This is a genomic window from Paramagnetospirillum kuznetsovii, assembly GCF_003284725.1.
Taxonomy (GTDB): Bacteria; Pseudomonadota; Alphaproteobacteria; order Rhodospirillales; family Magnetospirillaceae; genus Phaeospirillum; species Phaeospirillum kuznetsovii.
In genome coordinates this window covers 53,596-63,622 of sequence record NZ_PGTO01000009.1, presented here as the reverse complement: position 1 = coordinate 63,622, position 10,027 = coordinate 53,596, and the positions used below count along the sequence as shown (strand labels likewise).

The 10,027-nt window shown below is 63.2% G+C and carries 8 protein-coding genes; 1 reads left to right on the top strand and 7 read right to left on the bottom strand.

Translation table 11 applies throughout. The annotated features are described in order from the left end of the window. Positions 1–5: 5 nt before the first annotated feature. From CU669_RS12620 to CU669_RS12595, 6 genes are all read right to left on the bottom strand, one after another. On the bottom strand, positions 6–623 hold the full coding sequence (locus CU669_RS12620; RefSeq protein WP_112145217.1) for a chemotaxis protein CheW: 618 nt from the start codon (positions 621–623) through the stop codon (positions 6–8). Further along, positions 623–2,107, bottom strand: coding sequence for a CheR family methyltransferase (locus CU669_RS12615; protein ID WP_112145374.1), 1,485 nt, complete (start codon positions 2,105–2,107; stop codon positions 623–625). Before CU669_RS12615 ends, CU669_RS12620 begins: the two co-directional genes overlap by 1 nt. 5 nt (positions 2,108–2,112) lie before the next feature. After that, positions 2,113–2,613 (bottom strand): chemotaxis protein CheW, encoded by a 501-nt coding sequence (locus CU669_RS12610; RefSeq protein WP_239988699.1) that lies wholly within the window; start codon positions 2,611–2,613, stop codon positions 2,113–2,115. Between the two features lie 31 nt (positions 2,614–2,644). Then, complete coding sequence (locus CU669_RS12605; RefSeq protein WP_112145214.1) at positions 2,645–3,736, bottom strand: ParA family protein; 1,092 nt, start codon at positions 3,734–3,736, stop codon at positions 2,645–2,647. Positions 3,737–4,136: 400 nt separating this feature from the next. Then, complete coding sequence (gene pntB, locus CU669_RS12600) at positions 4,137–5,546, bottom strand: Re/Si-specific NAD(P)(+) transhydrogenase subunit beta (RefSeq protein WP_112145213.1); 1,410 nt, start codon at positions 5,544–5,546, stop codon at positions 4,137–4,139. A 10-nt stretch (positions 5,547–5,556) separates the two neighbouring features. After that, on the bottom strand, positions 5,557–7,137 hold the full coding sequence (locus CU669_RS12595; RefSeq protein WP_112145211.1) for a Re/Si-specific NAD(P)(+) transhydrogenase subunit alpha: 1,581 nt from the start codon (positions 7,135–7,137) through the stop codon (positions 5,557–5,559). Positions 7,138–7,343: 206 nt separating this feature from the next. Here CU669_RS12595 and CU669_RS12590 point away from each other — a divergent pair, with 206 nt between their 5' ends. Next, the gene (locus CU669_RS12590; protein ID WP_239988698.1) at positions 7,344–8,210 is read left to right on the top strand and encodes a DUF3108 domain-containing protein; all 867 of its coding nucleotides are present in this window, start codon (positions 7,344–7,346) and stop codon (positions 8,208–8,210) included. A 10-nt stretch (positions 8,211–8,220) separates the two neighbouring features. On the opposite strand, the gene CU669_RS12585 is transcribed toward CU669_RS12590, so the two are convergent. Beyond that, the gene (locus CU669_RS12585) at positions 8,221–10,005 is read right to left on the bottom strand and encodes a M3 family oligoendopeptidase (protein WP_112145209.1); all 1,785 of its coding nucleotides are present in this window, start codon (positions 10,003–10,005) and stop codon (positions 8,221–8,223) included. Between the last annotated feature and the right edge of the window lie 22 nt (positions 10,006–10,027).

Sequence of the window (10,027 nt, the reverse complement as noted above, 5' to 3'; positions counted from 1 at the left end):
TTCCTTCACGAGGCACGTCTGGCGTCGGCCTTGGAGTCGTTAAGAACGTCTAGGGCGAGAATCTGGGCGATGTCGAGCAGAATCAAGGTCTCGGGAGAGATGCCCGCGACAAAGCGCTGGGGCAGCCCATTGCCGGTTTCATGCGGCTTCGTAAGCTTGGAGCCGTCAAGGCCGGCGATCCGCTCCACCCCATCGACCCGAAGGCCGATCTCGGCGCCGTCGGCACGGATGAAGATCACCCATCCCCGTCCCGCCGTGGCAAGCGGTTCCAACCCCAGCAATGAATGAAGGTCGATCACCGGGCGAATTTCACCGCGAAGATTGGTCACCCCCAGCAGATATTGAGGCTGGCCGGGCACCGGGGTCCAATTGCCCAACGGCATGACCTCGGACAAATAGGTCAGCGGCACCGCGTATCGTTCGGCGCCGATGGTGCAGATCAAGGCATCCAGGCCGGTCGGCACATCCGCGAGAGCGCCGCGCGGCCGCGCCAGACGAAGCGCCCGCGCCTTCAACAGCGCCGAATTGAAGGCGTTGTCATTCTCGGACTCCGCCCACTCGATGCGGGCGTGCAGCCGCTCCATCACGCTGGCGTCGCGCGTCGTGCCCCCCTGGCTGGTCATCACGCCCCTCCGATCATGGTCAAATGCATGGCGACGGCTTCACGCATCTGTCCCGCCATGATCTTGTCGCCATCGGCCACCGGATCATCGTCGGGAACGTCTTTCAACAGGCTCAACACATTGCGAAACGCCCGTGCCGCGGCGGCGGCATCGTCGCGACGCAAGAGAAACAAGCCGAGATGATAGTGCGGCAGAACCATCTTGCGGTCGAGGTAAATGGCGCGGCGCAAAGCCTTTTCACAGTCCTCGGCCTGCCCCACCTGCTCGAAGATCATGGCGCGGTAAAAGTGAGCCCATGCATCCATCGGAGTGCGCGCCAACAAGGCATCGCAAGCGGCGGCGGCGGCCTCCCATTGACCTTGATCGGCCAATTCCCTGATCCGGACGACGCCGCCATCAACCGGCGGCACGACGGGAGTGGGCGGCTTGGCGACGGTCGCGGTCCCTGGGCGCAGGGGGGGGCGAAGGGGGGGGCGCGGCGGTGGCGCGGCGCCACGCTGCGTCCGCGCGGGAGCCAGCCGCCCCGTATCCATGGCGGCAAGCTTGGGAAGCATGGCCGACGGAGATTTCGGCATGGGCGCGACATCGCTCGACGCGGGCAGCGGTGACATCTGGGCCGAATAGCCGTCCACCCGCTGATAAAGCACGGCGCCATCCACGTTGACCGTTTGAAAATCCTTGAACAGTTCCTGGTTGGGCTCGGCATGCCCCATCACCAGCCAGCCCTTATCGCTCAGCGTCTCGCGGAAACAAGGGATCAGCCCGGCAATGGTCTCGGCGCTGAAATAGATGATCACGTTGCGGCAGATGATGATGTCGAAACCGGCGATATTATCGATGATGGAGGGAAACTTGCTGGTGATCAGGTTGTGATACTGGAATTTGACGAACCGCTTGAACGAGGCGTTGATCTGCCACTGATTGCCGTGCTTGGTGAAGCAGGCGTCGCGGATGTCGTCGGACATTGTACGAAATGCCCATGTGTCGTAGCGGCCTTCGCGGGCACGGGCGAGGAATTTCTGATTGATGTCGGTGCCGAGGATGGTGACGTGCCAATCGCTGATTCGCGCGCCGAATTCGCGCTCCAACATAATGGCGATGGAATAGGGCTCGGGGCCGGTCGCACAACCGGCGCTCCAGATGCGCAGTCGCTTCAGTTGGCGGTTGCGCTCGATCACGTCGGGCAGGATCAGGTCGCGCAGCGCGTCGAACTGTTCCTTATGACGAAAGAAGTAGGTCTCGCCGATGGTCAACTCGGCGACCAAAGCGTCCATCTCATGGGAGTCGGACGTTAGACGGGCGAAATATCCAGCACAGTCGTCGGCCCCCGCTTCCGCCATTCTGGCGGATAGAATCTGGGCGAGATCGTGGCTTTTGTCGCGATAAAACGCCATGCCGGTGGTATCGATCACCAGCGACTTCAGGGTGGCGAACGCTGGGTCGCCAAGCACCGTCTGCGCCGTCACGGACACCTTCCCGCCCATGGCGGTCACGGCGCGGCATCCCCCAGTTCGGCCAGACGCGCCTGGGTCATCGCCTGGAAATCAGCCAGGCGATGACGCTCCTCGGCCAACAGCAGATTACGCCATGCCAGCAATTGCACCACCTGGCCGCCGAAATCCAACTGGTCGGCCAGACAGCCGTTGAAGGTCACGCCGTCGAAAAATCCCATGGTGGTGAAGCCATCCATGGGCCGAACACCGTCCACATGTTCGACCAATAGACCCAGCGGCTGCTCGCCCTCCACCGCGCGCATGATCAAGATGGACGCATCGATGCCGTAGGTTCCGTCCCCCAGCCCCAGCAACCGGTCGAGCCGAAGAACCGGAACCGCGCGCCCGCCCAGATTAAGAACGCCTTGCACCATCGACGGCGTCTGCGGCGGACGGTCAAGCCATGCGATGGGAACCACCTCGCGAACGGCCTCCACCGGCAGGCCAAAGACCTGTCCGCAAAGCCGGAATGTGACCACCCCGTTCAGTCCGCTCACCACGTCTCCCCAAACCTTGCAGAAGAGGCCTTCAGATGATTCCGACCATGCCGACAAGGCGCCTGACGCCCTCGAACCCGGCACCCAGTAGAGCGATGATGCCGATCAGCATGACCAGCAAGAACGCGACAAGCGAAAGCCGATTGTCGATAAAGAAATGGATCAGCCCCAGATGGGCCCGCTCGCCCCAGCTGCGATCGCCATAGAGCATGCGATCCAATTGGTCCTTCTTCTGGCGCAGACGCTCGTCGGAATCGGGTTTGATGGCGGCGGCATGCTGGGACTGCCAGCGGAACAGCCGCTCGACCGCCTGATCGCGCGGCAGGCGCGGCGGCACGGTTTCACCCGCCTTGGCGGCGATGGTCACGTGGCGGTCGATGAATTCCTCGGTGAAATCCAGATGGGCCTGGGCCGCCGCCGACCGGGGGGCATAGACGCAGACCGGCAGGCGCGAGGTCGCCGCCTCGATCACCATGTTGTCGCGGGGAATTTCGGTCCGATAGACGGTTCCGCCGAGGCGCGAGCGGATCAGCTCGTTGATCTTGCGGGTGGTCTTGGTCTTGTCGTTGATGGTGAACAGGACGCCTTGCAGCAGCAGGTTCTTGTTCAGCCCCTCCTGCACATATTTGATGGAGGGCAGCGTGCGCAGCAATCCGTCATTGGCATAGGGCGTGGCGGTCACCGGAATAATCACCGCATGGGCCGAGGCCAGGGCGTTGATGGGCAGAATGCCCAGGGCGGGCGGGCAGTCGATCACCACATAGTCGCAGTCCAGTTGGGTCTGCGCCAGGATGGTGGACAAGGTGCGCTGGGAGTTCTGCAATTCCGACAGCTTGATCTCGATCCCGGCCAGGCTGTAGGTGGACGGCAACACCCGCACATCCTCGAAATCGGTGGGAACGATCACATCGGCGATGGGCGCATGGCCGATGAACAGGTCATAGATCCCCTGTTTGATCTTGGGGTCGATGCCCAGACTCTTGGTGGAGTCGCCTTGGGAGTCGAGATCGATCACCACCACGGACTTGCCAAATGCCGCCAAGCAAACGGCAAGATTAGTGCTTGTGGTGGTCTTCGAGATACCGCCCTTCTGATTGAATATGGCTACGATATAGGGCTTCATGTCCGTAATTCGTCCATGAAGTGAATCTGTCCAATACTCAAATACCTAGGGCCCATCTTACTATCATCCCCCAGAAGGGCGTATTGCCAAACTTGGCCTCAGTCCTCGGAATGCGAGGAGGACGGAGTCTTGGTGCTGCATCGCGTACAGGTTAAGCATAGACCGATTCCCGTTGCAACAAAAGACAGGGATAAACTCTCTCCTTGCGTCCCAAGCCGCTCAAAGGAAATCGGTTTCATTGAGTTGTTTTCATCCGGGGGCGATCTAAAAAGAAAGAACAGCCTGTATGGAGGCTGCCTCTTTTCGTTACAAACACCAATGAAACTTCACATCCTCGTCCGACAAAAGAAAAGGGCCCGCAACGACCGTGCGGACCCTTTCCCCATGACTTCAGAGCGTATCAGGCCCTGAGCGCGGCCAGCACCTCGTCGAGCATCTTCTTGGCGTCGCCAAAGAGCATGCGGTTGTTTTCCTTATAGAAAAGCGGGTTATCGACGCCAGCATAGCCGGACGCCATGGACCGCTTCATGACGATGGAGGTCTTGGCCTTCCACACTTCCAGAACCGGCATGCCCGCGATGGGGCTGTTGGGGTCTTCCTGGGCGGCCGGGTTGACGATGTCGTTGGCGCCGATGACCATGGTCACGTCGGTATCGGGGAAATCGTCGTTGATTTCGTCCATTTCCATGACGATGTCGTAGGGCACCTTGGCCTCGGCCAGCAACACGTTCATGTGGCCGGGCATGCGGCCGGCCACCGGATGGATGCCGAAGCGCACGGTGACGCCCTTCTCGCGCAGATGCTTGGTGATCTCGAACACCGTGTGCTGCGCCTGAGCCACCGCCATGCCGTAGCCGGGGACGATGATGACGCTTTTCGAGTCCTTCAGCAGTTCGGCGGTTTCCAGGGCGCTGACGGAAGTGACCTCGCCCGCCGGTTGGCCGTCGGCCGGTGCCGCCACCGTGCCACCGCCGGTTCCGAATCCGCCCGCGATGACGCTGACGAAGTTGCGGTTCATGGCCCGGCACATGATGTAGGACAGGATGGCGCCGGAGGATCCCACCAGGGCGCCGGTGACGATCAGGAGGTCGTTGTTCAGCATGAAGCCGGTCGCCGCCGCCGCCCAGCCGGAATAGCTGTTCAGCATGGAGACCACGACGGGCATGTCGGCGCCGCCGATGGCCATCACCATATGGACGCCGAAGGCCAGGGCGATCAGGGTCATGATGATCAGGGCGAAGAAGCCGCCGCCGACGCTTTCGGCGTTGATGAAGCCCTTGCCCACCCAGATCACCACCAGCAGGCCGGCGAGATTGAGCATGTGACGGCCGGGCAGCAGCAGCGGCTTGCCGCCGATCTTGGCCGATAACTTCCCGAAGGCGATCAGCGAGCCGGAGAAGGTGACGGCGCCGATCAGGATGCCGATATAGATTTCCACGTCGTGGATGGTCTTTTCAGCCCCCACGAAGCTGTGGGCGGTATCGATATAGCTGGCGTAGCCCACCAGACAGGCGGCGAGGCCGACCAGCGAATGCATCAGGGCGACCAGTTCGGGCATCTGGGTCATCTGCACGGTGCGGGCGGCGTACAGGCCGACCGAACCGCCGATGGCCATGGCGATGACGATCCACGGCACGCCGCCCCAGGTGACCTGGGGGCCGAACACGGTGGCGACGACCGCCAGGGTCATGCCGATCATGCCAAGCACATTGCCGCGGCGCGACGTCTCGGGGTTCGAGAGGCCGCCCAGGCTGAGGATGAACAGGATGGTGGCACCGATATAGGAAACGGTGGCGAGACTTGCGGACATGGTGCCCCCCTTACTTGCGGAACATCGCCAACATGCGCTTGGTGACCGCGAAGCCGCCGAACATGTTGATCGAGGTGAGAATGATGCTGATCACCGCCAGCAGGCCGATCCAGAAGCCGGGCCGGGAAATCCCCTCGCCCAGCGGCGGAGAGATCTGAACCAGGGCACCGATGACGATGATCGACGAGATGGCGTTGGTCACGCTCATCAGCGGGGTATGCAGCGCGGGGGTGACGTTCCACACCACCATGTAGCCCACGAAGCAGGCCAGGACGAACACGGTGAAGTGGCCGAGGAAGGCTTCGGGGGCATTGGCGCCGACGAACCAGAAGGCCAGGGCGCCGATGCCGAAGGTGATGGCCAGGGACTTGGCGGACATGGGCTCGCCCGCGCCATGACCATGACCGGACTTCTTGGCCGCCACGGGAGCGGCGGCGGGCTTGGCCGCCGGGGGGGCGGGAAGCACCAGGGGCGGCGCGGGCCAAGTGATCTCGCCGTCCTTGATGACGGTCAGGCCGCGAATGGCATCGTCGCCCATATTGACGTCGATCGTGCCGTCCTTGGTCTTGCACAGATCCTCGGCGAGGCGCAGCAGATTGTTGCCGTAAAGGGTCGATGCCTGCTTGGACAGACGGCTCGGCAGGTCGGTATAGCCGACGATGGTGACGCCGTGGCGCACCACCACCTCACCCGGCACGGTCAGCTCGCAATTGCCGCCCTGCTCGGCGGCCATGTCGACGATGACGCTGCCGGGGCGCATGCTCTGGACCATCTCGGCGGTGATCAGCCGGGGAGCGGGCTTGCCCGGGATCAGGGCGGTGGTGATGATGATATCCACCTCGCGCGCCTGCTGGGCGTACATCTCGCGCTGGGCGGCCTGGAAGCCCTCGCTCATGACCTTGGCGTAGCCGCCGCCGCCCGAGCCCTCTTCCTCGTACTCCACCTTGACGAATTCGGCGCCCATGGACTTGACCTGATCGGCCACCTCGGCACGGGTGTCGTTGGCGCGCACGATGGCGCCCAGGCTGACGGCGGTGCCCAGCGCCGCCAGACCGGCGACACCGGCACCGGCGACGAACACCTTGGCGGGCGGAACCTTGCCGGCGGCGGTGATCTGGCCGGTGAAGAAGCGGCCGAACTGGTTGGCGGCCTCGACCACGGCGCGATAGCCCGCGATATTGGCCATGGAGGACAGCGCGTCCATCTTCTGGGCCCGGCTCAACTGGCGCGGCACGCAGTCCATGGCCAGGATGGTGACCTTGCGGGCGCTAAGCGCCTGCATCAGGTCGGGGTTCTGGGCGGGCCAGATGAAGCTGATCAGGGTGGCGCCATCCTTCAGCAGCGCCACCTCGTCCATGGTGGGGGCGCGCACCTTGAAGACGATGTCGCCTGCGCTCCAGGCTTCCTTGGCGCTGGCGGCGATGGTGGCCCCGGCGGCCTTATAGGCGTCGTCGGAGCAATTGGCCAGGTCACCGGCGCCGCTTTCCACGATCACCTCGAAGCCCAGCTTGATCAGCTTTTCGACGACTTCGGGTACGGTTGCGACACGCTTTTCGTTGGGGAAAACTTCCCTCGGTATGGCGATCTTCATCTTAAGACTATCCCCCTGTGCTGACGGGTTTACGTCAAATTTTGGGAAAACAATGCCCCTCCCGCGCCTGTTTGCCAAGCGGGATCGCAAGCGGGGAAGGTTGCCTACACCACGATCGCGCCCCCCGCGAGACGAAATCGGCTCCCTATGACCTCCGAGTGGTCTGGGTGGCGGGCTGGTCTCCACCCATCCGGGTGGTAAAGGGCATGACCAGAATCAAGGTCCACTTTTTCCGCTCAATGGTCATACTGTTCATCATGAGGCTTTCGACCACCGCCCTTGTCATCGCCCTGCTGAGCCCGCCCGCGCTGGCGGAACCGGTGGGGTATCGCTACGAGATCATGTGGGGCGGCTTTCATGCCGGTGACCTTGCCATCAGCCGCGAGGACTCGGCCACCGCCATCCATACCGGCATGACCATCCGCACGGTGGGACTGTTCGACCGCTTTCTCAGGCTCCGCTTCACCGCCGAGGGCGAAAGCCGTCCGGCCGGAACCGACGGCCTGTCGTCGGTCGGCTACCAGACGCGCTACCGCAATCGCTATCGGGAGCATCTGCTGCGGGTGGCCTATGACGGCGAGGCCCGGCCCATATACGACGAAGTGGTGGAAACCTTCGCCCCGCCGCCCGAGGACGACGAACCCAATCCGCCGGTACCCGCCGAGTTCCGCCGCTCGGTCATGGACCCGTTGACCAGCATGGCCCTGGCCGGACGCGCCGCCCGCGACGCGCTGACCAGCGGCCGCGCATACTTCAAGACCACGTCCTATGACGGCCGCAAGGCCTATGATTTCGAGACCACCGTCATCGGTCCCCGCCGCATCAATATCCGCGACCGCGAATACGACACCATCGGCCTGACCATGGTCCTGAAGCCGCTGGCCGGGTTCAAGCCCAAATTCCTGCATCTGTGGCAGGGCGCCGAATACGAGGTGGATATCGACCGCGACACCTTGCTTCCGATACGAATCCGAAGCGACAGCTTCGCCGCCACCACCGTGATCAACGTCATCGAGCCCTGCCACAAGCCCGCCGACCAGTGCGGTCCGCAACTGGCCGTCCGGGCCGAGTGAGACCCAGCCGCTACATGGCTTCAAGCTCGTCGATGAATCTGATCACCACCTCGAGCCCCTGGCGCCAGAAATCGGGATTGGCGGCGTCGAGACCGAACGGAGCCAGCAGCTCCTTGTGACGGTGCACGCCGCCGGACCGCAGCATGTCGAGATACTTGGCGGGGAAATCGGCGATTCCGCCCTTGGCATGGACGGAGTAGAGCGAATTGACCAGGCAGTCGCCGAAGGCATAGGCGTAGACATAGAACGGCGAATGGACGAAATGCGGGATATAGGTCCAGAAGTGACGGTATTCGTCATGGAACCGCAGGGCCGGGCCCAGGCTTTCCGACTGCACCCGCATCCACAGCTCGCCGATATGCTCGGGCGACAATTCGCCGCGACGGCGCTCGTCGTGCAGCAGGGATTCGAACTGATAGAACGCCACCTGGCGCACCACCGTGTTCAGCATGTCCTCCACCTTGGAGGCCAGCATGATGCGGCGGTTCTTGGGCGAGGTCTCGCCTTCCAGCATGGCGCGGAAGGTCAGCATCTCGCCGAACACCGAGGCGGTCTCGGCCAGGGTCAGCGGCGTGTCGGCCATCAGCGGCCCCTGCCCGCCCGCCAGCACCTGATGGACCCCATGGCCCAATTCGTGGGCCAGGGTCATGACGTCACGGGTACGGCCCTGGAAATTGACCAGCAGATAGGGATGCACCGACGGCACCGTCGGATGGGCGAAGGCGCCGGGCGACTTGCCCGGGCGCACCGGCGCGTCGATCCAGTCGTTGTCGAAGAAGCGACGGCCGATCTCGGCCATCTCGGGCGAGAACGCGCCATAGGCCCCCAGCACCGTGTCGCGGGCCTGGGCCCAGGTGAATTTGCGGTCGCTGTCGTCGGGCAAGGGCGCGTTGCGGTCCCAATAGTCCAGCTTGTCGACCCCGAACCATTTGGCCTTCAGGGCGTAATAGCGGTGCGACAGCGGGCCGAAGCAGCCCTGGACGGCGTCCACCAGGGCATCGACCACATGGTCTTCCACCTGGTTGGACAGATTGCGATAGGACTGCGGGCGCGGATATTTGCGCCACTTGTCGTCGATTTCCTTTTCCTTGGCCAGGGTATTGGTGATCAGCGCGAACAGCGGCGCGTTCTCGCCCAGCACCTGGCCCAGCGACTTGGCCGCCGCCTTGCGCTTGGCGCCATCGGTGTCGGACAACTGGTTCAGCACCTCGGCCGAGGTCAGCATGGCCTCGCCCATGGGAAAGCGCAGCCGCGCCATGGTCTCGTCGAACAGACGGTTCCACGCCGCCGTGCCGACCACATGCAGCTCGTGCAGCATCTTTTCCAGCTCGTCGGATAGCTGATGCGGCCGGAACACCCGCAGATCGCGCAGCCAGGGAGCGTAATGCCCGGCCTCGGGCGAGGCCAACAACTCGGCCAGCCGAGCGTCGTCCAGACGGTTGATTTCCAGGGTGAAGAACAGGGTATGAGTGGAAATCTCGGTCACCCGCTCCTGCATGCCCTGGTAGAACCGTCCGTTTTCCGGGTTAGACACGTCGCCGGAATATAGCAATTGGGCATAGGACATGGCGCGGTAGATGATTTCGCTGATGCGCTCGTACTCGGCGATGGCCTTGCCGAACGCGGCGCCGGTCAGGCCCGCCAGCTTGCCGGCATAAGCGGCCTCGAAGGCGCGGGCAGCCTCGGCGACGGCGATCAGATCCGCGTCCAGTTGGGGGGAATCCGGCGACGGATAGAGGTCGGACAGATTCCATTCCGGAAGAATGCCGAGATCGGAAGCGGGCTGGTGATTCATTCGCTGTCTCCTTGTGCGAACC